The 24,835-nt window shown below is 54.6% G+C and carries 24 protein-coding genes and 2 pseudogenes; 14 read left to right on the forward strand and 12 right to left on the reverse strand.

Annotated elements, in window-relative coordinates; genetic code table 11:
* Window positions 1-387 precede the first annotated feature (387 nt).
* The 3 genes from ABOC21_RS04190 to ABOC21_RS04200 form a co-directional block, all read right to left on the reverse strand.
* Window positions 388-984, reverse strand: coding sequence for a tyrosine-type DNA invertase (locus ABOC21_RS04190; protein WP_426812038.1), 597 nt, complete (start codon window positions 982-984; stop codon window positions 388-390).
* A gap of 625 nt (window positions 985-1,609) precedes the next feature.
* Complete coding sequence (locus ABOC21_RS04195) at window positions 1,610-2,215, reverse strand: tyrosine-type DNA invertase (protein ID WP_426812039.1); 606 nt, start codon at window positions 2,213-2,215, stop codon at window positions 1,610-1,612.
* 942 nt (window positions 2,216-3,157) lie between these two features.
* A complete protein-coding gene (locus ABOC21_RS04200) occupies window positions 3,158-3,769 on the reverse strand; it encodes a LysE family translocator (RefSeq protein ID WP_426812040.1) in 612 nt (203 codons plus the stop codon).
* Window positions 3,770-3,920: 151 nt separating this feature from the next.
* On the opposite strand from ABOC21_RS04200, the gene ABOC21_RS04205 reads away from it, so the two are divergent.
* A complete protein-coding gene (locus ABOC21_RS04205; protein ID WP_426812041.1) occupies window positions 3,921-4,394 on the forward strand; it encodes an Lrp/AsnC family transcriptional regulator in 474 nt (157 codons plus the stop codon).
* A 71-nt stretch (window positions 4,395-4,465) separates the two neighbouring features.
* Here the strand turns inward: ABOC21_RS04205 and ABOC21_RS04210 are convergent, their stop codons facing one another.
* Window positions 4,466-5,485: an alpha/beta hydrolase gene (locus ABOC21_RS04210; RefSeq protein ID WP_426812042.1), complete on the reverse strand. Its 1,020-nt coding sequence runs from the start codon at window positions 5,483-5,485 to the stop codon at window positions 4,466-4,468.
* A gap of 168 nt (window positions 5,486-5,653) precedes the next feature.
* Between ABOC21_RS04210 and ABOC21_RS04215 the strand changes: the two genes are divergently transcribed.
* Window positions 5,654-6,076: a MarR family winged helix-turn-helix transcriptional regulator gene (locus ABOC21_RS04215; RefSeq protein ID WP_426812043.1), complete on the forward strand. Its 423-nt coding sequence runs from the start codon at window positions 5,654-5,656 to the stop codon at window positions 6,074-6,076.
* A 100-nt stretch (window positions 6,077-6,176) separates the two neighbouring features.
* On the opposite strand, the gene ABOC21_RS04220 is transcribed toward ABOC21_RS04215, so the two are convergent.
* Window positions 6,177-6,683 (reverse strand): MarR family winged helix-turn-helix transcriptional regulator, encoded by a 507-nt coding sequence (locus ABOC21_RS04220; protein WP_426812044.1) that lies wholly within the window; start codon window positions 6,681-6,683, stop codon window positions 6,177-6,179.
* A gap of 81 nt (window positions 6,684-6,764) precedes the next feature.
* On the opposite strand from ABOC21_RS04220, the gene ABOC21_RS04225 reads away from it, so the two are divergent.
* On the forward strand, window positions 6,765-7,637 hold the full coding sequence (locus ABOC21_RS04225; RefSeq protein WP_426812045.1) for an EamA family transporter: 873 nt from the start codon (window positions 6,765-6,767) through the stop codon (window positions 7,635-7,637).
* A gap of 103 nt (window positions 7,638-7,740) precedes the next feature.
* On the opposite strand, the gene ABOC21_RS04230 is transcribed toward ABOC21_RS04225, so the two are convergent.
* On the reverse strand, window positions 7,741-7,953 hold the full coding sequence (locus tag ABOC21_RS04230; protein ID WP_095099001.1) for a YdgH/BhsA/McbA-like domain containing protein: 213 nt from the start codon (window positions 7,951-7,953) through the stop codon (window positions 7,741-7,743).
* A 384-nt stretch (window positions 7,954-8,337) separates the two neighbouring features.
* Here ABOC21_RS04230 and ABOC21_RS04235 point away from each other — a divergent pair, with 384 nt between their 5' ends.
* The 8 genes from ABOC21_RS04235 to ABOC21_RS04270 all read left to right on the forward strand — a co-directional run bounded on the left by ABOC21_RS04235 (window position 8,338) and on the right by ABOC21_RS04270 (window position 15,762).
* A complete protein-coding gene (locus tag ABOC21_RS04235; protein ID WP_426812046.1) occupies window positions 8,338-8,664 on the forward strand; it encodes an antibiotic biosynthesis monooxygenase family protein in 327 nt (108 codons plus the stop codon).
* A complete protein-coding gene (locus ABOC21_RS04240; RefSeq protein ID WP_426812047.1) occupies window positions 8,657-9,046 on the forward strand; it encodes an amino acid-binding protein in 390 nt (129 codons plus the stop codon). Before ABOC21_RS04235 ends, ABOC21_RS04240 begins: the two co-directional genes overlap by 8 nt.
* A gap of 6 nt (window positions 9,047-9,052) precedes the next feature.
* Window positions 9,053-9,754: an ArsR/SmtB family transcription factor gene (locus ABOC21_RS04245; RefSeq protein ID WP_426812048.1), complete on the forward strand. Its 702-nt coding sequence runs from the start codon at window positions 9,053-9,055 to the stop codon at window positions 9,752-9,754.
* 454 nt (window positions 9,755-10,208) lie between these two features.
* Entirely contained in the window at window positions 10,209-10,817 is a 609-nt protein-coding gene (locus ABOC21_RS04250) for a fimbrial protein (RefSeq protein ID WP_426812049.1), read from the forward strand.
* Between the two features lie 94 nt (window positions 10,818-10,911).
* Complete coding sequence (locus tag ABOC21_RS04255) at window positions 10,912-11,613, forward strand: fimbrial biogenesis chaperone (protein ID WP_426812050.1); 702 nt, start codon at window positions 10,912-10,914, stop codon at window positions 11,611-11,613.
* Between the two features lie 11 nt (window positions 11,614-11,624).
* Window positions 11,625-14,111: a fimbria/pilus outer membrane usher protein gene (locus tag ABOC21_RS04260; protein WP_426812051.1), complete on the forward strand. Its 2,487-nt coding sequence runs from the start codon at window positions 11,625-11,627 to the stop codon at window positions 14,109-14,111.
* Window positions 14,102-15,097: a fimbrial protein gene (locus ABOC21_RS04265; RefSeq protein ID WP_426812052.1), complete on the forward strand. Its 996-nt coding sequence runs from the start codon at window positions 14,102-14,104 to the stop codon at window positions 15,095-15,097. Before ABOC21_RS04260 ends, ABOC21_RS04265 begins: the two co-directional genes overlap by 10 nt.
* Before the next feature lie 68 nt (window positions 15,098-15,165).
* Window positions 15,166-15,762: a fimbrial protein gene (locus tag ABOC21_RS04270; RefSeq protein WP_426812562.1), complete on the forward strand. Its 597-nt coding sequence runs from the start codon at window positions 15,166-15,168 to the stop codon at window positions 15,760-15,762.
* Window positions 15,763-15,849: 87 nt separating this feature from the next.
* On the opposite strand, the gene mrkJ is transcribed toward ABOC21_RS04270, so the two are convergent.
* The 6 genes and pseudogenes from mrkJ to ABOC21_RS04300 all read right to left on the reverse strand — a co-directional run bounded on the left by mrkJ (window position 15,850) and on the right by ABOC21_RS04300 (window position 21,201).
* Window positions 15,850-16,566, reverse strand: coding sequence for a cyclic-di-GMP phosphodiesterase MrkJ (gene mrkJ / locus ABOC21_RS04275; protein ID WP_426812053.1), 717 nt, complete (start codon window positions 16,564-16,566; stop codon window positions 15,850-15,852).
* A gap of 158 nt (window positions 16,567-16,724) precedes the next feature.
* Window positions 16,725-17,309, reverse strand: a complete 585-nt coding sequence (locus ABOC21_RS04280) for a LuxR C-terminal-related transcriptional regulator (RefSeq protein ID WP_426812054.1) — start codon at window positions 17,307-17,309, stop codon at window positions 16,725-16,727.
* Between the two features lie 4 nt (window positions 17,310-17,313).
* Window positions 17,314-18,018, reverse strand: a complete 705-nt coding sequence (locus ABOC21_RS04285; protein ID WP_426812055.1) for a flagellar brake protein — start codon at window positions 18,016-18,018, stop codon at window positions 17,314-17,316.
* Between the two features lie 399 nt (window positions 18,019-18,417).
* Window positions 18,418-19,284 carry an oxidoreductase gene (locus ABOC21_RS04290; RefSeq protein WP_426812056.1) on the reverse strand — a complete coding sequence of 289 codons (867 nt, stop codon included), beginning with the start codon at window positions 19,282-19,284 and terminating at the stop codon, window positions 18,418-18,420.
* Between the two features lie 115 nt (window positions 19,285-19,399).
* A pseudogene (locus tag ABOC21_RS04295) lies at window positions 19,400-20,628 on the reverse strand (amino acid permease).
* Window positions 20,629-20,739: 111 nt separating this feature from the next.
* Entirely contained in the window at window positions 20,740-21,201 is a 462-nt protein-coding gene (locus ABOC21_RS04300; RefSeq protein WP_426812057.1) for a multidrug/biocide efflux PACE transporter, read from the reverse strand.
* 140 nt (window positions 21,202-21,341) lie between these two features.
* Here ABOC21_RS04300 and ABOC21_RS04305 point away from each other — a divergent pair.
* From ABOC21_RS04305 to ABOC21_RS04315, 3 genes and pseudogenes are all read left to right on the forward strand, one after another.
* Window positions 21,342-22,212 (forward strand): annotated as a pseudogene (locus tag ABOC21_RS04305) (LysR family transcriptional regulator).
* A gap of 116 nt (window positions 22,213-22,328) precedes the next feature.
* Complete coding sequence (locus ABOC21_RS04310; protein ID WP_426812058.1) at window positions 22,329-23,507, forward strand: acetyl-CoA C-acetyltransferase; 1,179 nt, start codon at window positions 22,329-22,331, stop codon at window positions 23,505-23,507.
* Between the two features lie 257 nt (window positions 23,508-23,764).
* Window positions 23,765-24,460 carry a porin gene (locus tag ABOC21_RS04315; protein WP_426812059.1) on the forward strand — a complete coding sequence of 232 codons (696 nt, stop codon included), beginning with the start codon at window positions 23,765-23,767 and terminating at the stop codon, window positions 24,458-24,460.
* The last annotated feature ends 375 nt before the right edge of the window (window positions 24,461-24,835 follow it).

Here is a 24,835-nt window from a genome sequence, read left to right on the forward strand (position 1 = left end):
GTTTTTGCCCCAACGATGAGTCAATTGGGGCCATTTTGACTCATTGGGTTAAAGTGCTTTTTATGTTGAATTTTTTGGGGTTTTTGTTTTGTTGTTGGGTTTTTTGCGCTTTATATTGGTGTTTTATGCTAATTTTTTATTTTTAATAGCGTAGGCGGAGCGGGGGATTCGGCGGAGAAGAAAAGGCGAGGTTACGAATGTCAGAGAAATGAAAGTAAAGAAATGTCGAGGTAAAAAATGTTGTTAATCAGTTAGATATTTATTATTTTTGGAAATGTATGCACTTGCCGGTTGCAAAAGATTACAAAACATTTTTATGATATAAACAGTTTGGCCCCAATTGACCTGTTCATTCAAGAAATTTATCTTATTTATCAAAGTAATAATTTATTTCTTCTGTTCAGGGACGTTTTTATCCAGCAAATTATTTCTTTCCCATAATCCGGCAAAACGCGCGGCGTTGCTGGCGGTATAGCGCACCGTATGGCGAATATTGCGATGTCCCAGATAATCCTGAATCAAACGCGTATCTGTCCCTCTTTCGGCGAGCTCGTAGCCGCAGGCATGACGCAGCATGTGCGGATGGGTGTGGGTGGCGGTTCCGGCCTCTTCGCCGGCGCTGCGGATAATGCGGTACGCCTGCTGGCGCGAGAGCTGGCTGCCGCGGCGGGAGATAAAAATAGCGTCGGTGGTTTGTGCGGCCTTCCAGCCGGCGCGAACCCGGGTCCAGCGCTCAATCGCCTCCAGTTCGTCAAAGCGCAGCGGGTGGATGGTTGAAAATCCGTTCTTCAGCCGGCGGACGTTGATGCGCCCCTCGCTGAGGTCAAGATCGCGGTAGTGCAGGTTGAGTAGTTCACTGATGCGCATGCCGTGGCGAAACGCCAGCAGAATAAGACAATAATCGCGTTCGCCGGTGGGCCCGTCCCGGACGGCCAGCATCATAGCCTGAACTTCTTTGGCGGTAAGAAAACGACGTCGATTCACAATACATTGCTCCTGTATTTAATTTATACCAAGGCCTCAGCCTGAAAAAACGATCAGGCTGATCGAAAAATAATCTGCGATGTTAAAACCGTATTATATGAAGGTATTTAAGTTCAAATAGGCGATCACATTACATTTACACATAGCCAAAATAACGCCACGCGATAATTCTTATTTTTATGGATTTTATGGCATCCCACAATAGCGTCGCCGGTAATTGTTGCCAGGTTCATAAAATCAAAAGGGAAAAAGCTATCGCTGGCGATATTATAGATGTGAAATAGCGCGCAAGAGTTTAAAACTTGTCCCGTGAGGCTATTTTAGTTTGCCGGATTAGCCGGCCACAGCTGCCGGAACCTTATGATTTCACAGACCCTTCTGGGCGACCGTAGCGAATAACCCTCAGCCGTCGCGGCATTCGAGTTGATTCGCATAGCAATGGTTACGCCTGGTGATAAATAGCGCATGGATATCCGGAATATATCCAGGGGTATCGCTATTTGATTCTATATTGATGAAATAAGAACTTGCGGGAACATTAATCGCAATTAACGCATGGTTAATATTTATTAATGTTTCCCCCGGCCGCGGTTCGTGGCAACGCCCTCCCTGGCGTTGGCTGCGATTACTGGATAAGGCTAACGCGTTGCTGCTCTTCGGCGCTGTCCCAGATACCGTAAAAGCGCCCGGCGTTACTGGCGGTGTACCAGACGGTATGGCGGATATTACGGTGTCCGAGATAGTCCTGGATCAGTCGCGTATCGATCCCCATATTGGCTAACGCAAATCCGCAGGAGTGGCGGAGCATGTGCGGATGTATTTCCAGCGACAGCCCGGCATGACCTCCGGATGAAGAAATAATTTGGTAAAACTGCTGGCGCGAGAGGGGATTGCCTTTGCGTGACAAAAATAGCCATTCGCTGTCGCTATCGGGATAGTCGCTGCGGATATCCAGCCAGTTTTTTAATGCCTGAATCTCTTTATTCAGCAACGGGTGGGTGGTAGAGAATCCTTTTTTCAGCCGATGAATATAAATACATTTAGAGCGGAGGTCGATATCGGATATTTGCAGACGGCATATTTCGCTGGCGCGCAGGCCGTGAATAAAACACAATAACGTCAGGCAGTAATTACACGCGGCGTGCGCTCCGGTATTAGCTGCTTTTAACAGCGACTCTATTTCGGCTTGAGTCAGGAAGTTCCTTTTTTTGATATCAGCATTGTTTTTCATTATCATCCCTTTTAATTTCAGGCATACATTACGTTCTGGTCAACGTCTGCAGACCAGTTTTTACATCCGACTGTAATTTTAAATTGTTAACTTCACCTTTCCGCCGTGCTTTTAGAGGACAGGAAAGGTATTCCGGCATATATTACAGCCGGGTTAGTGCATTACGTTTGAGATAATGAATGAAGCAGAAAGTATCTCCGCGCTTGAGGATCGGTAGCTTCATAAAAGGGTCATTATGGTAGTTTATATTATTGAAAACATGAGGTTTTGCTGGTGGCTTTAACGTCCGCTTCATCCTGCTTTTCTCCTGGTTATGCACGCCATAAATATAGAGGCATAGGCTGTGGTCTGGCGCACGCCCGACGCATGGTAGTGTAATAATCAAACTCCCGGCGGGCTTGTCATCATTCCCTGACGGGAGGATTCAGGCCGCGGACCGCAGATGAATAACGCGTAAATGTCCCGCAGCCGGCGAACAACGATATGCACGGCGGATAGCATTCACTGCATCACTACAACAGCGCCTAAACCATACTGCAAAATTAATGCGGAGAATAGTAATAATAAGTAAAGCGATATGTGCGGCGCCGGCGGTGAATTATTTACGCCGTCGATCGGGAAGAAACTCCTCCGGCATCGCTGAGCCAGCAGCACGCTTTGCCTGCGAATTGTTTGGAGTCTTTTGGAGCCATCTGGAGTTTTTTGTGTCGGTTTTTTTACGGATAAATAAGCGCGCTAATTTTATTGCGTAGCTTGAGATGGCGATCATTGGCAGCGGAAACGCAATTTTAGAGCCACCTGGCAGGATATTTTATGATGCGGGAAGCGTCCCGGGAGGCTGGTGGAAATAGCGCTGACCGCCGCGCAATAAATTTACGCAGCGGAATCAGCGATTAAACGCGCAGAGCAATATTGATTCCCGTTTACCCCTTAGCGTCGGCATTATCTGAGCTGCTCGTAGAATAATAGCAGGGCAACAATAATCATAATGATGCCTGAAAGCATGCTGACTCTTTGCGCCGCCCGGGGGCGGGCGCCTAATACCGTTTTGGAGCCGTAGCCGACCAGTAAATAGATTGCCGTGCAGGTTATCAGGTGCAGGCAGCCCAGCGCCAACATCTGCATCGCCAGCGACCAGTTGCCGTGAGGATCGGTAAACTGCGGCAGCAGGGCGAGGAACAAAAGAAAGACTTTTGGATTCAGGCCGCTAATGCAAAGTCCTTTTATTGCCCAGCCCTGCCAGCTGTCCGCCCGCCGTTCGGCGGCCGACGGCGTCGACGGATGGCGTAAAATGCCGATACCGAGCCACAGCAGATAGGCTGCGCCCAGCAGCGTGATGGCCGACAGGGCCAGCGGATGTCCGGCGATCAGCACCCCAACGCCGGCGACCACCACGAGGGTTGCCAACAGATGTCCTGACATCAGTCCTGCCACGGCAGGAACCACCCGTCGTCCGTCAATGCCGGCGCTGATAGCGTAGGCCCAGTCGGCCCCCGGCGTGACGATCAGCAGAAAAGAGACCAGCCAGAAGCTCGCGATAAAACTCATTTCCATCGTGGGGTCTCCCCACCGGGCCTGGATGTATTTTGCATGGCGATTGCGCTCACACGCCTGGGAAAAGTTAACCGCAAGAATATCGGGAATGACGCGCAATGAGCTTTCAATGTTATGCTTAAAATACCCTTTAAAAGCGAAAATCTTCCAAATGGACAGCATAGATCGAAAAATTCTTGCCGAGCTGCAGGCCGACGGCCGCCTCTCGATAACTGAACTGGCGGAGCGGGTCAATCTCAGCCTCTCGCCGTGCCATCGGCGGCTGCGGGCGCTGGAGCAGGACGGGACCATCACCGGCTATCGCGCCAGTCTCGATCCGGTGAAGATGGGCTTTAACTTCACGGCGATCGTCTTTGCAACCTTAAAAGAGGGGGATAAGCGAGCGGTGAGCGCCTTTGAAGAGGCGGTCGAAGAGATCCCGCAGATCGTGCTGGCGCAGCGTCTGTTCGGCGATCCGGACTATTTGATGCACGTGGTGACCCGCGATCTGCCGGCTTTTCAGAAGCTGTATGATGACAAGCTCTCCGCGATGCCCGGCGTTCAGCACCTGCGATCGACCCTGGTGATGAAAACCGTGGTGCAGGATCGACCTTTTCCGCTGGAGAGCCTGAATTCGTCGCGATAGCGCCTTTGCAGGCGCGACGAGTTTATGCAAGCAGCACGCCGCACCGTCGCCATTTGGTGCGGCGTTTTCATTTATTGCAGATGTTGGTGCAGCGCTGCTCCTGCCTGCTCCAGAGCCGTTTTAACCGTCGGTTCTTCACTCAGCGGATTCAGCAGGCCAAAGTCGTGGATCATACCGTTATAGCGGGTGACGGTCACCGGCACGCCTGCCGCATCAAGCTTGCGTCCAAACGCCTCGCCCTCATCGCGCAGTACGTCAAGCTCGGCCGTCTGAATCAGCGTCTGCGGGAAGCCCTTCAGCTGTTCAGTGGTCGCACGCAGCGGAGAGGCAAGGATGTTATTACGGTCGGCGGCGCTGGTTGTATAGTTGTCCCAGAACCATTTCATCATATTTTTCGTCAGAAAATAGCCGTTCTCATACTGGTTGTACGAGGCGCTATCGAAGTTCGCATCCGTTACCGGCCACAGCATCACGTTATAGCGAATTTTCGGCCCGCCGAACTGTTTTGCCTGCAGGGCAACGGAGGCGACCATGTTACCGCCAACGCTATTCCCCACCAGCCCCAGACGGCTTCCGTCAACGCCGATTTCCTGGCCGTGCGTCGCCACCCATTTTGTCGCTTCATAGGCCTGATTGATCGCCACCGGGAAATGCGCTTCAGGCGAGGGAGTGTAATCGACATAAACGGCCGCGGCGCCTGACTCTCTGACCAGATCGCGGATTAAACGCTCATGGGTCGGGAAATCACCCAGCACCCAGCCGCCGCCGTGAAAGAACATAAACACCGGCAGCTTACCGGCTACATTTTCCGGCTTAACAATTTTCAACGTAATGTCCTGGCCATCTACCCTGATGGTTTTTTCGGACACCTGCGCAGCCGGCAGTTTTACCCCTTTTTGCGCGCCAATCAGCACCTGACGAGCCTCTTGCGGAGTCATCTGCTCCATCGGCTTGCCGTGGCCAGAATTCAGGACGTCAAGAAATGCCCGTACGCCAGCCGTCGGCGCCGGAGTATTGACTGGCTGTGCGGAAGCAACGGAGGCGATAGAAGCGAACAGAGTAGAAGTCAGGATGGTGGATACGGTTTTCATGATAACGGCCCTCGATAAAGTTTGTATTTCGCGTGTTGTGCAGAAGAGAGTCTTCACGTTCTCTTCTTCGTGCAACTTGATTGCGTGAGTAATACATGCGCGCAATATACTTTTAGTCAAATATTATTTATACTTTTTTCATCAGAACGCTTGCGTAGGGCTATTAAAATGAAAGAAAACAGTATATTAGGCGATCAGCTATGCTTCTCCCTGTATTCGGTCGCCAATGCGTTGATCCGTCAATACAGGCCGCTGCTGAAAGCGTTTGATTTAACGTATCCACAGTTTGTTGTGCTGTTGGCACTCTATGAGCAGGATAATATCCTGCTCAGGGAGCTGGGCGAGAAAACGCTGTTTGATTCGGGAACCCTGACTCCGCTGGTACAGAAACTGGAAGCCAAAGAGTTTTTAAACCGGGTTTCGGTTGCCGGCGATGAAAGGATGAAGAAAGTCGTCCTGACCGAAAAGGCGCAGGCGCTGAAGGAACAGATCGTTGATATCCCAAAGCAGATGCGTTGCTTTATGACGATGAACGATGATGAGCTGAATGTCCTCAAACAGCTCGCCAAAAATCTGCTGGAAGACTTATAGCTGCGGCGTGCAGGACGGGGGCGCCATCCTGTTTGTTTTTACTCCGGCGGTCGGTCCGTTTGCCGGCAGCGGTGGCGCCTCAGGCTGCCGGGACCGGCTGCTAGTCCTCTTCCAGCAGGCGCATCAGTTCCGCCAGCGCGTCGTTGAGCCGCTGGCGCTGCTGCGCGGTGAGTCCCGCCAGCAGCCGACGTTCGTTCTCGACGTGCGTTTCAACCGCGCGATCGATAAGCTCCCGACCCGCAGGCGTCAGGGCCACCAGCATGCTCCGCGCGTCCTGCGGATTCGCCAGGCGGCAGATGAATCCCCGTTTTTCCAGCGCTTTCAGGCGATGGGTCATGGTGCCGGAAGTGATCATCAGCGTCGAAAAAAGCTGGGTCGGCGAGAGGGTAAACGGCTCTCCCGCCCGGCGCAGGGTCGCCAGCATATCAAATTCCCAGCGCACCAGATCGTGCTGGATAAACGCTTCCTCGACGCGCGGTTCCAGCAGCATGGCGCAGCGCTTCAGGCGGCCAATCGGCCCCATCGGGCTACAGTCAAGATCGGGACGCTCCCGTTTCCACTGTTCAAGAATGCGGTCTACGGCGTCTGTTTGCGGTGATTTGTCCATTTGTGCCTGGTTACCTTGATATCAAGATATTTATCGATACATACTTGGCTGACTAATTTACCTTGATGTGAAGATAAAATCATGACCTTTCTCTCGCGTTCGCCCATTTTTGATCTGCTACTGACCGCCCTGGCTCCGGCCATCTGGGGGACGACCTATATCGTAACCTCGCAGCTATTACCGGCGGACAGGCCGTTTATCGCGGCGCTGCTGCGGGTGCTTCCGGCGGGGATCGCCCTGTTAATCTGGTGCCGTCGCGTTCCTCTGCGCAATGAGTGGTGGAAGCTGGCGGTCACCGGGATCCTCAATATTGGCGCCTTCCAGGCGCTGCTGTTTATTGCCGCCTATCGCTTACCCGGCGGTCTGGCGGCGGTGATCGGCGCCATTCAGCCGCTGCTGGTGATGCTGCAGGCCTGGTCCGTGGACAGGCAGCGGTCGCCGTGGATGGCGGTCGCTGCGGCCTGTACCGGCGTTATCGGCATGGCGCTGCTGCTGCTCTCTCCGCAGACGGTGCTGGATCCGCTGGGCATCGGCGCGGCGTTTTTAGGAGCGCTCAGCATGGCGCTGGGCACCTGGCTCTCCCGGCGCTGGGCGATTTCGCTGCCGGTGGTGGCGCTGACGGGCTGGCAGCTGCTGATTGGCGGTGTGGTGCTGGCGCCGATTGCGCTGCTGGTCGATCCGCCTTTACAGCAGGTGACCCTGATCCAGGCGGCGGGCTATCTGTGGCTGTGCGTGGCAGGGGCGATGCTGGCTTACGGCCTGTGGTTCCGCGGGATTAGCCGCCTCCCGTCGGTGGCGGTATCGGCGCTAAGCCTGCTCAGCCCGGTGACCGCGGTGCTGCTGGGCTGGATTATTCTCGGGCAGAAGATTCAGGGGCTGGCGCTGGTGGGGCTGATCGTGGTGCTGCTTAGCGTGCTGTCGATTCAGCGCGCGCTAACAAAAAAGGCCCCATAAAGGGGCCCGACATTGCGACATTACTGCATGGTTACTGCGCGGCGGGAGCCAAACGGGCCGCCTTCAGGCGGCCGGTCCGGCAGTTCCCTCTGCAACCATTCTCTTATTTGGAGAGCTCGGCGGTCATATGTACCTGGTTACCGGTGTAGGCTTCGGTAATGTGGTAAGACGCGCCCTGGTCTTTAGCGATGGTGGCGATTTTAGCCTCCGCGTTGTCCAGGGTATCTGCGGTCACGCTGACCGGGTGCTGAGCGAAGCTAGCAAAAGAAACCAGGGACAGCATACCGGCGGCGGCAAGTAATTTTACGTTTTTCATGGTGTTTTTCCTTTTAACTTTACAGGTGGAAAGCGCTGCACTTTCGATGGGTTTATAATAAGTCTGCTAACTATAACGTGCGTTGCAAAAAGTGCGATTTAGATCACACTTTTGTGCCATTAAGATGACGGTCAGGTGACGTTTAAATTTCTCTTAATCAATAAAAACAGCAGGTTGTTGAGAGCTTCTGTGATTTATTGCTGCGGAAAAATAAACGCCGACCGCGCGGAGATTTTTCTTCCACGGGGCTTGGTTATTGTTTTGGTGAATTATTTGGTTGTTTTTTGAACCGCGCGGCGTGGACAATACTTCGTCCGCCGGCGAAGTATTGGCGGGGCGGGCGGCATAGAGTGGCGGCACCGCTGAATAAATAAGGATGACACAATGATTGCCGTACTCTTTGAAGCCGAGGTTGCGCCAGCAGGCCAGGCGCGCTACCTGGAGCTCGCTGCGGAGCTTAAGCCGCTGCTCAGCACTATCGATGGTTTTATCAGCATTGAGCGTTTTCAGAGCCTGACGACGCCGGGGAAAATTCTGTCGCTTTCCTGGTGGCGCGACGAGCAGGCGGTGTTGGCGTGGAAAAATAACCTCGCCCACCGGGAGGCCCAGCAGGAGGGTAAGGAGAGTATCTTTGCCGACTATCAGATTCGCATTACCCGGCTGATGCGCGAATACGGCACGGAAAGAGGCGAGGATCGCGGCCATGTATGATATTTATGTGATTCTGCCAAACCGGCCGGGCGAGCTGGCGCGACTTGGGCAAACGCTCGGCAGCGGCGGGGTGGGCCTGGAGGGCGGGGGCGTCTTCACCGTTGACGACCGGTGTCATGCCCACTTCCTGGTGACCGACGGCGAGCGCGCCAGAGCGACGCTGGAACAGGCCGGGATCCCGGTGGCGGCGGTCACGCAGCCGCTTATTCGTCGGTTGAAGCAGGAGCAGCCGGGAGAGCTGGGGGCCATCGCCCGCGCACTGGCCGGGCAGGGGGTCAATATTCTGACCCAGTACAGCGACCATGCTAATCGCCTGATTCTGGTTACCGATAATTTCCCGCTGGCGCAGGAGGCGACGCGCCGCTGGGCCACTAACGCGTGAGGCATTATGCTCAAACCTGCCGCAGTCATTACCGATGATGAGTCGTTGGCCGTCGCCATGGCGGCGATGGCTTCCGCCATGGCCGATAGCTCGCGGGTGAAAATGCTCTGTGCCCTGATGGACGGCCGGGCGTGGACGGCCACGGAGCTGGCTACGGCGGCGGACATTTCCGCCTCCACCGCCAGCGCGCACCTGAGTCGCCTGGTGAACGGCCGGCTGCTGGTGTGCCTGGCGCAGGGGCGGCACCGCTACTATCGGCTGGCGGGGGCGGACGTCGCCGGCTTAGTGGAGAATATGATGACGATGGCCGGGAAGGGCGCGCTGACGCTGACCACCCGTACGCCGGTTAATTTACGCCGGGCCAGGACCTGTTACGATCACCTCGCCGGCGAGCTGGCGGTGGATATTTATCACTTTTTACTGCACGAGGCCTGGATTACGCCCGACGGATCGGCGGTGACGCCGGCAGGGGAAGCGCACTTTTCCCGTCTTGGGATCGTCCTGACCGGCGATCGCCGACGCAAAGCGTGCTGCGCCTGCCTGGACTGGAGCGAAAGGCGCTTTCATGCCGGCGGGAGCGTTGGCGCCGCGCTGCTGCAGCATGGTCAGCAAAAGGGCTGGTTTATTCTGACGCCGGGTTTTCGCGAGGTTTCCGTTAGCGCGGAAGGAAAGCGCGCCCTGGCCCGCCACTTCCGGCTGCCGCTGTAGGAGCGGCGGCTGAACCTGGTGTATTGGATCTCGCGTAACCCATTCTCGATATTATTCAGATTGTTCCCGATGGCCATCAAATAGCAATATTTGTCATTATATTTACTCTCCACAGATATATCCTTGGCGCCTTATCCCTCCTGAAGTAAATAACAAAGCCATCGTTTGTGATTATTGTTTGTTATTAATTAATAGGCTCTGGCTATCGTCAGCGTGATGTAACAAGTTATAAGCAAATGTATATTTACCAGCGAAAAATAGCATTCTTTGACGCCGACAGCATTATCGAATTCATTATTTGAATTCGCGTCCTGACGCCTTAAATATTGCGGCTTCCGGTCAGTCGAAGTTTCTATTCACAGTTGCAGCGGTGGGCATCGCATAACGTTTCTTATCGCCTGCAGATTTACTGTTGGTTTATTGATACAAAACTCACTCTGACAAGGAAATGGCAATGAAAAAGGTTCTTCTCTCTGCAGCAATGGCCACGGCATTTTTCGGTATGGCAGCGGCAAATGCGGCTGATACCAATGTTGGCGGTGGCCAGGTTAATTTCTTCGGTAAAGTTACCGACGTATCTTGTACTGTTTCCGTAAACGGCCAGGGCAGCGATGCTAACGTTTACCTGTCTCCGGTAACCTTAACTGAAGTGAAAGCGGCGGGTGCAGACACCTACCTGAAACCGAAATCTTTCACCATTGACGTCTCTGATTGCCAGGCTGCTGACGGCACCAAACAGGACGACGTAGCTAAACTGGGCGTCAACTGGACCGGCGGTAACCTGCTGGCCGGCGCTGCTGGCAAACAGGTTGGCTACCTGGCTAACACCGAAGCTTCCGGCGCGCAAAACATCCAGCTGGTTCTGTCTACAGACGACGCTACTACTCTGAGCAACAAAATCATCCCGGGCGACAGCACTCAGCCTAAAGCAACTGGCGATGCTTCTGCCGTTCAGGATGGCGCGCGCTTCACCTACTACGTTGGCTATGCAACCAGCACCCCGGCTACCGTAACTACCGGTGTGGTTAACAGCTACGCTACTTACGAAATTACCTACCAGTAATTATCGTCTGAAAATAGTCGCCTCGATTGAGGCGGTTATATGCCTGATAAAGCGGCAGCCGCTGCCGCTTATTTTTTTCCCGTCTGAGGTCAGCATGAAGCGTATTGCCCTTTGTTTCTGTTTCATTTTTAGTTTTGCGGCCCATGCCAACAATATCATTGTTAACGGCACCCGCTTTATTTATCCCGGAAATGAAAAAGAAATAACGGTACAGCTTTCTAATACCGCAGATCGCCCGGCGCTGGCGCAGGCCTGGCTGGATAACGGCAACGCCGACGCCACGCCGGATACGATTACCACGCCATTTATTATTACGCCGCCAATATCCCGCGTGGATGCCAAAAGCGGGCAGACCTTACGTATTAAGCTTGGCAGCAGCGCGGGGCTTGCCAAAGATAAAGAGACGCTGTGGTGGCTTAATCTGCTGGAAATACCGCCGGTAGAAGCTAATCCAAAAAATGAAGGGCAGAACATCCTGCAGCTGGCAATTCGTTCGCGCTTTAAGTTTATCTACCGCCCGACCGGATTGGGCAACCGTGACCTTGCGCCGGAGAAATTAGCGCTTTCTGCCAGCGGTAGCAGCCTGTCGGTCAGCAACCCTACGCCATTTTATCTCACCGTGAGCCGTATTTCCCGTGACGGCGGCAAGGCCCTGAACAGCAAAACGGTGATGCTTGCTCCACAGTCCAGTCAGACCGTTGCCCTCTCTTCCGCCGTGAGCAGAGGCGAGACCCTGACGATTAATAATATCAATGACTATGGCGCAGATGTGGCAGTGAAAGTAGCCGTTAAATAAGGGACACTACCATGAAGCAGAGGACTATCAGCCCGGGAAGGTTAAGTTCGGCGATCGCCATGGCGCTGCTCTGCTTTCCACCCTTTTCCAGCGGACAGGAAAATCCGGGAACGGTATACCAGTTTAACGACGGCTTCATTGTTGGCAGCCGGGAAAAGGTCGATCTGTCACGCTTCTCCTCCAGCGCCATCTCTGAGGGGACCTATTCGCTTGACGTCTATACCAACAACGAGTGGAAAGGACGCTACGATCTGAAGGTCACCCGTGATAAAGACGGCAACATGGGGATCTGCTACACCAAAGAGATGCTTGAACGCTACGGCATCGCCGCGGAAAAGCTCAACCCCCAGCTGGGAAAGCAGGAAGGCTACTGCGGGCGTCTGAAAGAGTGGCGTAACGAAGAAAACGTCAAGGACAACCTGATTCAGTCCTCCCTACGGCTGGAAATTTCCGTGCCGCAAATCTACGAAGATCAGCGCCTGAAAAACTATGTCAGCCCGGAGTTCTGGGATAAAGGCATTACGGCGCTGAATCTCGGCTGGATGGCCAATACCTGGACCAGCCACACTTCCGGGAATAACGGTTCCGATAACAGCAGCGCCTATCTGGGGCTTAACGCGGGTCTCTCCTGGGACGGCTGGCTGCTCAAGCACGTCGGTAACCTGAACTGGCAGCAGCAGCAGGGGAAAGCGCACTGGAACAGCAACCAGACCTATCTTCAGCGGCCGATCCCGCAGATCAACTCGATCGTCAGCGGCGGGCAGATTTTCACCAACGGTGAGTTTTTCGACACCATCGGCCTGCGCGGGGTAAACCTGGCGACTGATGACAACATGTTCCCTGACGGAATGCGCTCCTACGCGCCGGAAATTCGCGGCGTGGCGCAGAGCAACGCCCTGGTGACGGTGCGTCAGGGAAACAACATTATCTATCAGACCTCGGTACCGCCGGGTCCGTTTACCCTGCAGGACGTCTACCCTTCCGGATACGGTAACGACCTTGAAGTTTCGGTCAAAGAGGCCGATGGCTCGGTGCAGGTGTTTAGCGTTCCCTATGCCTCGGTGGCTCAGCTGCTGCGTCCGGGGATGACCCGCTATGCGCTGTCGGCCGGTAAGGTCGATGACAGCGGGCTGCGGAATAAGCCGATGCTCTACCAGGCGACCTGGCAGCATGGCCTGAATAACGTCTTTACCGGCTATACCGGCGTCACCGGCTTTGACGATTACCAGGCGTTCCTGCTGGGGACCGGGATGAATACCGGTATCGGCGCGCTGTCGCTGGATATTACCCAGTCGCGGCTGAAAAGCGACACCCTCGACGAGAGCGGCCAGAGCTACCGCGCCACCTTTAACCGGATGTTTACCGATACCCAGACCAGCATCGTGCTGGCGGCCTATCGCTACTCCACCAAAGGCTACTACAACCTGAACGACGCGCTGTACGCCGTCGACCAGGAGAAGAACCGCAACAGCAGCTACACCCTGTGGCGGCAGAAAAACGGCATGACCTTCACCGTTAACCAGAACCTGCCGGACGGCTGGGGCGGTTTTTATCTCAGCGGGCGGATCTCTGATTACTGGAACCGTTCGGGCACCGAGAAGCAGTATCAGCTGAGCTACAACAATATGTTCGGCCGCCTCTCGTGGTCCGCCAGCGCGCAGCGCGTGTATACGCCGGACAGCTCCGGCCACAATCGCGACGATCGCATCTCGCTTAACTTCAGCTATCCGCTGTGGTTTGGCGAGAACCGGACCGCCAACCTGACGTCGAATACTTCGTTTAATAACTCGCGCTTTAGCAGTTCGCAGATCGGGATTAACGGTTCGCTGGATAGCGAGAACAACCTTAACTACGGCGTCTCGACGACCACCGCCACCGGCGGCCAGCATGACGTCGCGCTGAACGGAAGCTACCGCACGCCGTGGACCACCCTGAACGGCAGCTATAGCCAGGGCGAGGGGTATCGTCAGAGCGGCCTGGGCGCCAGCGGGACGCTGATCGCCCATCGTCACGGCGTGGTGTTCTCGCCGGAAAGCGGCAGCACGATGGCGCTTATCGAAGCGAAAGATGCCGCAGGCGCGATGCTGCCGGGTTCGCCGGGTACCCGCGTCGACGGCAACGGCTACGCCATCCTGCCGTATCTGCGCCCGTACCGGATTAACTCCATCGAGATCGATCCGAAGGGCAGCCATGACGATATCGCCTTCGATCGCACCGTGGCGCAGGTGGTGCCGTGGGAAGGCAGCGTCGTGAAGGTGTCGTTTGGCACCACGGTACAGAACAACATTACGATTCAGGCGCGCCAGGCGAATGGCCAGCCGCTGCCGTTCGCTGCCAGCATTTTCGATCCGAGCGGTAAAGAGATCGGCGTGGTCGGCCAGGGCAGCATGATGTTTATCAGTGACGCCAGCGTTCAGCACGCGACCGTTAAGTGGAGCGGCGGACAGTGCACGGTGGAACTGGGCAAGGCAAAATCAAAGGAAACGGTATGTCGCTGAGTAAACAACTGACGCTTTTTATTGGCTTAATGGCGCTGGGGACCACCTCCGCCTGGGCTGCCTGTACGCGCCTGTCGCAGCCGACGGTGAATCTGGATATGGTCGTCGGCAGGGTCGTCGTGCCGCCCGATCTGCCGGTGGGCTCGGTGATTGTCTCCCGGGACTGGACGATGAGCGCGTCGGGCGGGGCCAGCTACAGCTGTACCGCCGGCACCAACCGCTTTGCGGCGAAGATTGTCTCCACCGGCGCCACCGATCTGGGGAATAAGGTCTACTCCACCAACGTGCCGGGCATCGGCATGCGCTTTAGCCGCGGCGGCTCGACGGTAAACATCACCTATCCCGATGTCTACTCCTCCACCATCAACCGTACCACCAACTACTCGCTGGAAGGCTCCCGCTTTACGCTGGAGATTATTAAAACCGCCGCGACTACCGGCAGCGGTACTCTGGCGGCGGGGAAATATACCTCCTACGACTGGGAGCGGGGCAACAACCCGATTCTGGAAACCTACCTCAGCGCCAATGCGATTACCGTGGTCTCGCCCTCCTGTACGGTACTCAGCGGTAAGAATATGAACGTTGACGTCGGGACCATTAAACGCAGCGATCTGAACGGCGTCGGCACCTACGCCGGCGGCAAAAATTTTAATATTGAGCTGCAGTGCAGCGGCGGGCTGAGCGCGACCGGCTACGCCAATATCGAGGCCTCTTTCTCCGGTACGCTTGCCACCGGCACGAGCGTCACCCAGGGAGCGTTGCTGAACGAAAAGGCTGGCAGCGCGATGGCTAAAGGGATTGGGATTCAGGTGCTAAAAGGCGGCGTGCCGGTTGAGTTCAATAAGAATTACAACGTCGGTACCCTAAGCAACCAGGAAACGCGCTACATCACGATACCTTTCCTGGCGCGTTTTTATCAGTACGCGGCGGCCACCAGCACCGGCGAGGTTGAGTCGCATATGATCTTTAACCTGACGTACGATTAATTCGGGAGGCGGGTATGAAGGAAAATGGATATAAGCGCAGCGGCAAACGATTTGCCGGCCTGCTGGCGATGAGCGGCCTGCTTGTTGCCTCTTCCGCCGCGGGTTTTATGACCAACTATGATAACGGGCGGGTGGATTTTGCCGGCCGGGTAACGGATATCTCCTGCAGCGTGGCGCTGAACGGCGGCCATAATGCCGGCAGCGGCAGCGTCTGGCTGGCGCCGGTGAGCCTGGCGGAGGTGCACGATCGCGGGGCCGGGGCCTTTATGAAAGCGCAGCCCTTTACTCTTGAACTGTCGAACTGTCAGCTGCGTCACGACGGCGGCGCGGCGGACCAAAGCGAAGTCCGTGCGGTGAACGTTCGCTGGATCGACGGGTTTATGGTCAATAATGTCAACAATGAAAATGCGGGCTATCTGGCGAATACCCTGCCGGACGGCGCGCGTAACATTTACCTGGCGCTGTCGACCAATGACAATAATACTCTGGATAAGAGCAATAAAATTGTGCCGGCCGATCCGCTGCAAAATCGGGTGCCGATTAAAGAAAAAGCGCTAGATGGCGGCGTATTTACCTATTATATCGGCTACGTTTCCCCGGCGCCGGAAAAAGCCACCTCCGGTCCGATGACCAGCTGGGCCACCTGGGAGCTGGTTTATAATTAACAATCTGCGCGCCTGGACGTAAAGCGCACTTTTCGCTAAGTTAATGATTCTGTCTGAACAAAAAAATGCCGGAGAGCCCGGCATTTTTTAAATGACTTTATCTTCTTCGACCAGTTCTTCAATGCTAACTTCTTTCCAGTAGTGTCCCTGAATAGCGAACCACGACATTCCCTGGAGCCATTTTTTATGCACCTCGCTTTCTACCCCTTCAATAATAACGTTATGGTTATTGTGGGCAAGGAAAGTCACCAGCGCATCCATTAGCGGTCGCCCGGACTCTTTTTGCATTAAATGCCAGAAAAAGTCTTTGTCGATTTTTACATAATCGAAATGATAGCCGCGAATGGCGTTAATGCCCGCATTGCCAGCGCCGAAATCATCCAGCCAGAGGGTGGTGGTTTGCGTGCTTTGCCAGGCGCTAAGTGCATTATTAAGCAGGTTATTAGAATTTTCCGTCACTTCAAAATGGACGCAGCCCAGGCGCTGAATATACTCTTCGATCTGTGGCTGGCGTAAAATACTGAGGATATGGTCGTCTACGTTGATGGTGGCAGAAATATTATTCTTAATAAACCACGCCTTATGCTTCTCAATCAGCGCCAGCTGCTCCATGAAAATACTTTCGCGGAGCGTTTTATTGGCATGACGGAAGAAAAATTCAGGCGCTACGGGAATATAATCGAAGCGGCTCAGGCATTCAACGGCAACCAGTTTGTCCTGCGGCGAGAACATTTTCTGAAAAACATAACGAACAGAGATATCGCCACGTGATAAGTTATGGTCTGAAAATATGTTAGCGTTCATTTTCTCGTGTCGGAAATTTAGCAAGCGGAGGCTGCAGGGTGAAAATATTATAGGGGACCTTGCTGCCGATGTGAATTTTTATTAAAAGCAAGTGACCAATTGATGACGATATTTTGATTGGTCACTTGTTTTGGTTTTCAGGGCGTGGCGAAAAACGTCTAACACTGATACATGGTGACTATTTTTTTATTCATAACCCGGGAGCTGTCCATACCGAGCTTTTTCATGATATGAATGCGATGACTGTGCACCGTTTTATGATCAATGTTGAGAAGCGTCGCGATACGCTTGTTGTTATAGCTGGCCATGAGCAGCTCCAGCACCTGAAGCTCTCGGACCGAGAGCTTTTTATGGGTTAACATAAAGCGGTAATCGACGGCGGAGGTCGGCACCTTTGTGCTCTCTGAAAAATCGTTAAGCGATGATTTTTCAGTTAAAATAAGCAAATTCTCTAAAAAAATCAGCTCCCGGCACAGTCCGGCGATATCGCTCCTGACGATCAGCACCAGCCGGACGCAACGCGCCAGGCAGAAGCGCATTTTGTTAAGTAAGCGCACCATATTGGCAGCAGAAATATCCTTATGAATGACGTTAAAAATAATAATTTTAGCCTGAGGAAGGGTCTCCCCTCGCATAATATTGTGATAGCTTAAGGTGATAACGTTTTTATTGTTATCAATCATATAACGATGTATTGATTGACCGATGAGGTTGTCATCGGTATACATAAATATACTCTCCAAGGGCTCAGACTCTCTTTTTTCTCTTCGCTTCGAGGATCAAATCAAGCAGTATTTTCTCTATTTTTCTCTTATCGTCCTGATGCCGGAACTTAAACTGGCAGGAAATCTGATGATAGCTTTCCTCTTTTTCATCCTCCTCGTCGAGGGTCACCGTCACGACATTTTTAACCACCAGGTCGACGGTGATTTCCCCATATTCGGCGACTGAAAGAATCGCATTTTTGAGGATTGCATTGTGAGTCAGAAACTTGAGGTTGGGGTTCTTGGCCATCAGCGCGCAGCCGCCGTCTGAAATATCTTTAATTTCAAAAGTATAGTTCTCGCCATTCTTATGGCGGCCATGACAAAAAAAATCATGCTGATGCTGTAGGCGAAAGCGCGGGTCTCGTCGTCTTTGAACCACCTGGATACATTCCGGTAAGGTAAATGAAAATTTATTACCTTTAGCGGCGCCGCTCCCCGAATGTTTCTTCAGCGTTGAGCAGAACTCTATCTTCCCTGAATCGCTATGCAGAACAAATTTGAACTTGTGCCCCGGAGGGAGCTTACTGTGGGTGACGATGTGAAATTCTGCAAAATCTACACGTGCCAGTTTAGTGATAAAACTTTTGTTATTATAGAAAATTTCTATCTCAGACTGTTTTCTGAGTTCCTCCCTGAAAATAGCAATGATCTCATACTTACTGGCCTTTATTGTTCCCTCTGTCATGTGAAGTCCTTGTTAATTTTTATATTGTGTGTGGATTTTTTTATAGCAATAGCAACATTCTGATTGTGTTAATCAGATGTTTTAATGAGCGTTTGATGTTATTAGCTATCTTTGTGGCTAAATTGATTTGTATAAACGTCGAATCAGCAGTTGTTTTTCCTGTAATCAAGAGTTCAAAGAATAGGATAGATACAAACGACATCGGCCTCCAATAAGGAGGCCGGTCTAAATAGTATAAAATGACGCTTGCTATAGGGGTACGTGCGAAAGGACGGCGGGGCAAATACCCATTTGTAGGATCTATAGTGCCAGCAGCGTTGAGTTAATTCCAGGCAAATATTAGCGCCAGAAGACCCCTGTCGCCATGCGCTTAGAAACGTTGGCGGCAGGGGACGGAGCTCAAAGTTTGAGGTTATCTAAGGTGCTGAGAGCGCCGGCGGGCAGAGTTAAGGCGGCTGCGGCAAGGTTTTCTTCAAGATGCTGGCGCGATGAGGTGCCGGGGATCGGCAGAATATTGGGGGCCCGCTGCAGCAGCCAGGCGAGGGCGACCTGCATCGGCGTCGCCGCAAGTTCGGCGGCGATATCGTTCAGCTCCTGCGCCTGAAGCGGCGTAAAGCCCCCGAGCGGGAAGAAGGGAACGTAGGCAATATTCTGTGCGGCCAGCGCGTCAATAAGCTCGTCATCCTGGCGATTCGCGACGTTATATTGGTTCTGCACGCAGGCGACGGGCGTCAGCTTTTGCGCGTCGGCGACCTGCGTGGCGGTGACGTTGCTGAGCCCAATGTGGCGGATTAACCCTCGCTCTCTAAGCTCGAGCAGCGTCGTCAGCGGGCCTTCCAGCGATCCTTCGGTCGGGCCGTGGGTGCCCAGCATGCTGCGCAGGTTTACGACCTCCAGCACGTCGAGATTGAGGTTTCGCAGATTATCCTCAACCGCCTGGGTTAACTCCGCCGGCGACATGGCCGGCAGCCAGTTCCCCTTTTCATCGCGGCGGGCGCTGACTTTGGTCACGATACAGAGATCGTCAGGGTAGGGATGCAGCGCCCTGCGGATCAGCTGGTTGGTGACGTGCGGGCCGTAAAAATCGGAGGTATCGATATGGTTGACCCCCGCGGCCACCGCCGCCTGCAGTACGCGAATCGCGTTTTCAGGATCGGCAGGCGGGCCGAATACGCCGGGGCCCGCCAGTTGCATTGCCCCGTATCCCAGGCGATAAACCTGACGGTCGCCTAAGGTGCCGGTTCCGGATTGCCGTACGTTGGACATAGAGACTCCCCCTGTAGTATGCACTGCCTAAGTGTAAACCGGTCAGGGGATATTCAGCGGCGGGAATATTAGCAGAACGTGCGGCAACGGCGGTGGCCGTCGCCGCAGGGGAGGATTAGCTAAAGAACATCACCGAAACGCACAGCAGGCCGACGACCAGGGTAATGAAATTCCCCGGCGATCGGTACGGTCTGAGGGCGGGAATGATGTACGTCGATAGGGTCGGCATGATGAACAGGATCATGGCGATCAGCGGTCCGCTGATGGCGTATATCATCGAGATGGCGTTGGGGTTAATAAAGCACACCGCGAAGGTCAGCGCCGAAACCAGCAGGATCGACATCGCGCGGTTAAAGGCGCGGCTTTTGCGGATTCCCATCTGCCCCAGCGACGTTTTCACGATTTCGCTGGCACCCTCAATCACCCCGAAGTAGGTCCCGAGGAAGGATTTTGACATCGCCACCACCGCCACGACGATCCCGGTTACCGCCAGCCAGGCCGGGGAGCCGGGGAGCATCGACAGCGCGGAGAGGATAGTGACGCCTTCTTTGCGCGCGCTTTCGATATAGGGAGCCGGTATTGCCAGCAGGCAGCTGACGACAAAAAACAGCACGCTGGCGCAGATGATGGTATAGGCCACTTTCATGATTTTTTTGCATTTACCCATCGCCTGCTCGCCGTATTTCTCCTGCTGGTCGATAGCAAAAGTTGAAATAATCGGCGTATGGCTAAAAGCGAAAACCATCACGGGGATTGAGATCCAAACCTGGTGGAACGTATGCGCGTCCAGCTGCACTGGCTGGTGAGGTGCCGGGGCTGCCAGTCGCCGATCAGGTAGATAGAGAGGAACAGGAAGCAGGCGATCAGCGGAAACACCAGAAAGCCCATCACCTTAATGGTGATGTGACGCCCCATCAGGAAGATCAGATTGAGGACCAGAACGACGGCAAGGCTGAGCAGCGCGCGCACGCCGGCGGTAATCGGTATATGTCGCGCCAGCTGTTCGGCCAGGGAGTTGGTGATCGCCACGGCGTAAATCAGGACCACCACGAAAAAGGCGAGGAAGTAGAGCCCGGTGATCAGATTCCCGACCTTTTTGCCGTAATAGTGATTGACCGCACCGGTGATGCCTGCGCCGGGAACAACCTTAGCGGAGAGGATAAATTGACTCAGCGCCCTGTGCGGCCAGTAGGTCAGCGGCCATGCGACCAGCGCGGTGATGAGCAGAACAACGGCGCCGGCGGACCCTAGCTGGATCGGCAAAAACAGAGTGCCAGCGCCTACGGCAGTGCCATATAAGGCAAAACTCCAGAGAGTTTCTTCTTTTGACCAAATTTTAGACATTGTGTGAATTTATCAACCATAAAACCAAAAAAAAGGAGTGTAATTTACCACATCTACCTTTTGGTCGTGGTGATAGTTTTCGATGACGGGCCGCGCCGGGAGCGGCCGCGTTTAGCTTCGCGCGGGGATCCGCCGTTGGCGATACTTGAGCACCCGTACCCGCAGCGTGTCCCAGACCCAGTTGAACAGCATGGTGTAGGGCAGGAAGAACAGCATAAAGCCAATTTCCAGCATAAACGCCTGCAGCAGCGAGACCCCGAGGAGCAGCGCGACGGCGGTGACGCCGATAACGATAAATCCGCTCTCGAAGCCAATGGCGTGCAGGGCGCGAACTTTCAGGTTTCTGATCACGAGGGAAACCGGCCAGATATGGTCAAAGAGCGCGTTATAAATCAGGTTCCAGACCATCGCCAGCGTCGCGAGGAGAATGCTCAGGCCGCCCATTTCGACTACCGATCGCTGCATCAGCCAGGCCGCGGTGGGGGCGAGGATCAGCGTGGCGAGGCCCTCAAAGCTGACCGCGTGAATAATACGTTCCGTCAGCGACTTACGCTGCAGGTTGTTCTGTTGCATGGTGTTTACCTCCGGGTAACGCCGGCGTTCACAGCCCTTTATTAGCGATGTCGGCTGAACGCGTGATAAGAAATTACTCCGCATTTTATGGGTAAATATGATAAACAAAAGATAGTATCCATCGATAAAGTAGATAGTTCATGCGCTATTCTCCCGAAGCACTCACCGCTTTTGTCGAAGCGGCGGCCTGCGGCTCGTTCTCCGCCGCCGCGCGCCGCTTGCGCAAAAGCCAGTCCACCGTTAGCACCGCTATCTCAAACCTTGAGGCCGATCTCGGCGTGACGCTGTTCGATCGTTCAGCCCGTCAGCCGGTGCTGACTCCGCAGGGCGAGCAGGTGCTGGGCTACGTGAAGGCGATTCTGGCGGCAAGCGACCGCCTCGATGAGCTGGCCATTTCCCTGTCCGGCGAAACGGAGGCCCGGCTCACCTTTGTGCTCTCCGATACGCTGCATCCCGATGTCCTTGAAGATCTATTGGAGCAGTTCGACCGCCGTTTTCCGCACACCGAATTTGAGTGCCTGATCGGTGAGGATGAGGACGTTGTCGACCTGCTGCAAAAGGAGCGCGCGCAGGTAGGGCTGATTGAGGCCCGGGATAGCTACCCTCCGGAAATCGGCTGTACGCGCCTGCCGCTACAAACCGCAATGGCGATTTACGTGGCGCCCCGGCACCCGCTGGCGGCGCAGGAGAGGGTCGTCTGGGATGAGCTGCACAGCTGGCGCGAGCCTGCGGCTGAGCACCTATCTGGAAAGCAGGAGCGGTCCCGCCCAGGGGCAGGTATGGTCGGCGCCCAACTACCTGCTGCTGCTCAGCATGACGGTACAGGGGCTGGGGTGGTGCATTTTGCCCTGCGCGCTGGTTGAGGAGTTTGCCGGCGGCGGAACGCTGGTGCCGCTCGACATTGCGGGCTGGCCGCGGGCTATTTCCGTCGATTTATTATGGAATAAGCGGGCGCCTCCGGGAGAGGCGGGCAGCTGGCTGCGCCAGCATTTACAGCGTCAGGGGCAGTAAAATCGCCGCAAATCTTTGTGATTTGCCTCACTTTTTTTAAACATTTGCGAAATTTTTTGATAACAATTCTCTACTATGTTGGTGTTTCTTTGCACAGAGCCAGGCAGAGGTAGAGGATGAAAGATGTCGTGATCGTCGGCGCGCTGCGGACGCCTATTGGCTGCTTCCAGGGGACGCTATCGCGCCACTCGGCGGTGGAGCTGGGGAGTCTGGTGGTTAAGGCTTTGGTCGAACGCGCCGGAATCGATCCCCAGGCGATTGATGAAGTGATCCTCGGGCAGGTTTTAACCGCCGGCACCGGGCAGAACCCCGCGCGCCAGTCGGCGATCCGCGGCGGGCTGCCGAATACCGTTTCGGCAATCACAATTAACGACGTGTGCGGATCCGGGCTGAAGGCCCTGCATCTCGCCACCCAGGCCATTCAGTGCGGTGAGGCGGATGTGGTGATTGCCGGCGGCCAGGAGAATATGAGCCGCGCGCCGCACGTATTGACCGATAGCCGCACCGGGGCGCAGCTGGGAAACAGCCAGCTGATCGATAGCCTGGTTCACGACGGCCTGTGGGACGCGTTCAATGATTACCATATGGGCGTAACGGCGGAAAACCTGGCGCGGGAGTACGGCATCAGCCGCGAACAGCAGGACGCCTGGGCGCTGAGCTCGCAGCACAAAGCGCGGCGGGCGATCGACTCCGGCCGCTTTCGCGACGAGATTGTCCCGGTGATAACCGAACACAACGGCGCGCCGCGACGGGTGGATACCGATGAGCAGCCGCGGGTGGACGCCAGCGCGGAAGGTCTGGCCCGCCTGCTGCCGACTTTCGACCGCCTTGGTTCGGTAACCGCAGGCAATGCCTCAACGATTAACGATGGCGCGGCGGCGGTGATGATGATGAGCGAGGCGAAGGCGCTGGAGCTTGGCCTGCCGATCCTCGCGCGGATCCGCGCGTTCGCAAGCGTAGGCGTCGATCCGGCGCTGATGGGGATTGCGCCGGTACATGCGACCCGCCGCTGTCTGGAAAGAGCGGGCTGGCGGCTGGACGAGGTTGACCTTATTGAAGCCAACGAGGCGTTTGCCGCGCAGGCGATTTCGGTGGGCAGGGTGCTGGAGTGGGACGAGCGGCGGGTCAACGTCAACGGCGGCGCCATTGCCCTCGGTCACCCGATCGGCGCCTCCGGCTGCCGCATTTTAGTTTCGCTGGTCCACGAAATGATCAAGCGGGACGCCCGTAAAGGGCTGGCCACGCTGTGCATCGGCGGCGGTCAGGGCGTCGCGCTGGCGGTGGAGCGAGCGTAGCGGCGCCAAATGCATTTTCCCTCCTCAGCCTTCTGTGATCCAGGAGGCTTTTTTATAGGTTTTAAGCCCCATTTCCACAGCGTATTTCGGCAAAAATCGCGAATAGCGGTCTTTTTTGTTGAGCTTTATCACGCCGTTAAGCGCCACGATTTTTGAAACAAATAATTACGATCTCGATCACTAAAGCACCATATCTTAAAAAATAAAATTCAGTTTCAGAAAATAGAAACACCATTTTACTTTTTAAGGGGTATCCTATGTTTGCACGATCTCTGGCCCTTGCTACTCTCTGCGCCGCCTCTTTTGCCGCTTCTGCCGTGACGGTGGATTTGCGTCATGAATTTATCGACGGCGGTAAAACTGATAAAACCAACGCCGACCGTGCCCTGGTATCGCACCGGTTCGCCAACGGCTTTGGTTTCTCCGTCGAGGCGAAGTGGAAGTCAGGCGGGGATAACACCGCGCAGCCTTATTCAGACTTTGTTGGCAACGGGCATGAAGAAACCATTAGCTGGCAGTGGAAGGCGAACAAGAATTTCTCCATCGCTCCGGGTTTTAATATTGAAAGTAACGATAGCCGCTCGATCTATAAGCCGAACCTGCGCGTGCAGTACAGCTTCGATAACGGTTTCTACGTGGCCGCCCGCTACCGTTATGACTACACCCGCTATCCGGCAAGCGCGGGCAAAGAGGACGATAAGGTTAACCGCGGCGACGCGTGGGCGGGCTTCGTGATGGGCGACTGGCGTACCGAGCTGAACTACGTTTATGCCCGCAGTAGCGAAGGCATAAATCGTAATAACAATAAACCCTACTCCCAGGAATATAACGTTAAGCTGGCGTATAAGCTGGATAAAAACTGGGCTCCCTACGGCGAGGTGGGTAACGTTGGCGTCAACGACCGCAGCGACCGTCAGACCCGCTTCCGCGTAGGCGTGGCCTATACCTTCTGAGATCAACCCAAGCCCATCCTTTACCCCGGCGCGGTTAGCCGGGGTTTTGCCGTTAATCCGCCACATTTCTCCTTTTATCATTCATGCCAGCTGGCGCGAAAGGGGCGGGGGCGTCCGTTACAGCGACCCCCGTTCGCCTGAATGCGGCCGGCGGCATGGAGAGGCAACTTTGTTTTTATACCGACTTTTTGAGATCTGATGATGATTTTCTAAGTTGATGTAATGATTTGTATTTAAAAGAATTTAATTGGTTTTATCCGCAGAGTGGATCGACGCTTCGTGATCTGTTTTGCATTTTTAATATTTGCCAGTCTTAAAAATGAAACGATGTTTTAATTATTATTGAAAATGACCTTGCCCGGAGCTAAGATGGGC

Source organism: Klebsiella sp. WOUb02 (assembly GCF_050058015.1).
Taxonomy (GTDB): Bacteria; Pseudomonadota; Gammaproteobacteria; order Enterobacterales; family Enterobacteriaceae; genus Klebsiella.

Coding starts and splice junctions, on each gene's coding strand:
- ABOC21_RS04240 (WP_426812047.1), top strand. CDS start 8,657: ATGTATGATATTTATGTGATTCTGCCAAACCGGCCGGGCGAGCTGGCG.
- ABOC21_RS04195 (WP_426812039.1), bottom strand. CDS start 2,215: ATGAAAAACAATGCTGATATCAAAAAAAGGAACTTCCTGACTCAAGCC.
- ABOC21_RS04300 (WP_426812057.1), bottom strand. CDS start 21,201: ATGCAACAGAACAACCTGCAGCGTAAGTCGCTGACGGAACGTATTATT.
- ABOC21_RS04255 (WP_426812050.1), top strand. CDS start 10,912: ATGAAGCGTATTGCCCTTTGTTTCTGTTTCATTTTTAGTTTTGCGGCC.
- ABOC21_RS04270 (WP_426812562.1), top strand. CDS start 15,166: ATGAGCGGCCTGCTTGTTGCCTCTTCCGCCGCGGGTTTTATGACCAAC.
- ABOC21_RS04235 (WP_426812046.1), top strand. CDS start 8,338: ATGATTGCCGTACTCTTTGAAGCCGAGGTTGCGCCAGCAGGCCAGGCG.
- ABOC21_RS04245 (WP_426812048.1), top strand. CDS start 9,053: ATGCTCAAACCTGCCGCAGTCATTACCGATGATGAGTCGTTGGCCGTC.
- ABOC21_RS04250 (WP_426812049.1), top strand. CDS start 10,209: ATGAAAAAGGTTCTTCTCTCTGCAGCAATGGCCACGGCATTTTTCGGT.
- ABOC21_RS04215 (WP_426812043.1), top strand. CDS start 5,654: ATGAAAGAAAACAGTATATTAGGCGATCAGCTATGCTTCTCCCTGTAT.
- ABOC21_RS04265 (WP_426812052.1), top strand. CDS start 14,102: ATGTCGCTGAGTAAACAACTGACGCTTTTTATTGGCTTAATGGCGCTG.
- ABOC21_RS04230 (WP_095099001.1), bottom strand. CDS start 7,953: ATGAAAAACGTAAAATTACTTGCCGCCGCCGGTATGCTGTCCCTGGTT.
- ABOC21_RS04315 (WP_426812059.1), top strand. CDS start 23,765: ATGTTTGCACGATCTCTGGCCCTTGCTACTCTCTGCGCCGCCTCTTTT.
- ABOC21_RS04290 (WP_426812056.1), bottom strand. CDS start 19,284: ATGTCCAACGTACGGCAATCCGGAACCGGCACCTTAGGCGACCGTCAG.
- mrkJ (WP_426812053.1), bottom strand. CDS start 16,566: ATGAACGCTAACATATTTTCAGACCATAACTTATCACGTGGCGATATC.
- ABOC21_RS04225 (WP_426812045.1), top strand. CDS start 6,765: ATGACCTTTCTCTCGCGTTCGCCCATTTTTGATCTGCTACTGACCGCC.
- ABOC21_RS04260 (WP_426812051.1), top strand. CDS start 11,625: ATGAAGCAGAGGACTATCAGCCCGGGAAGGTTAAGTTCGGCGATCGCC.
- ABOC21_RS04220 (WP_426812044.1), bottom strand. CDS start 6,683: ATGGACAAATCACCGCAAACAGACGCCGTAGACCGCATTCTTGAACAG.
- ABOC21_RS04310 (WP_426812058.1), top strand. CDS start 22,329: ATGAAAGATGTCGTGATCGTCGGCGCGCTGCGGACGCCTATTGGCTGC.
- ABOC21_RS04205 (WP_426812041.1), top strand. CDS start 3,921: ATGGACAGCATAGATCGAAAAATTCTTGCCGAGCTGCAGGCCGACGGC.
- ABOC21_RS04210 (WP_426812042.1), bottom strand. CDS start 5,485: ATGAAAACCGTATCCACCATCCTGACTTCTACTCTGTTCGCTTCTATC.
- ABOC21_RS04200 (WP_426812040.1), bottom strand. CDS start 3,769: ATGGAAATGAGTTTTATCGCGAGCTTCTGGCTGGTCTCTTTTCTGCTG.
- ABOC21_RS04285 (WP_426812055.1), bottom strand. CDS start 18,018: ATGACAGAGGGAACAATAAAGGCCAGTAAGTATGAGATCATTGCTATT.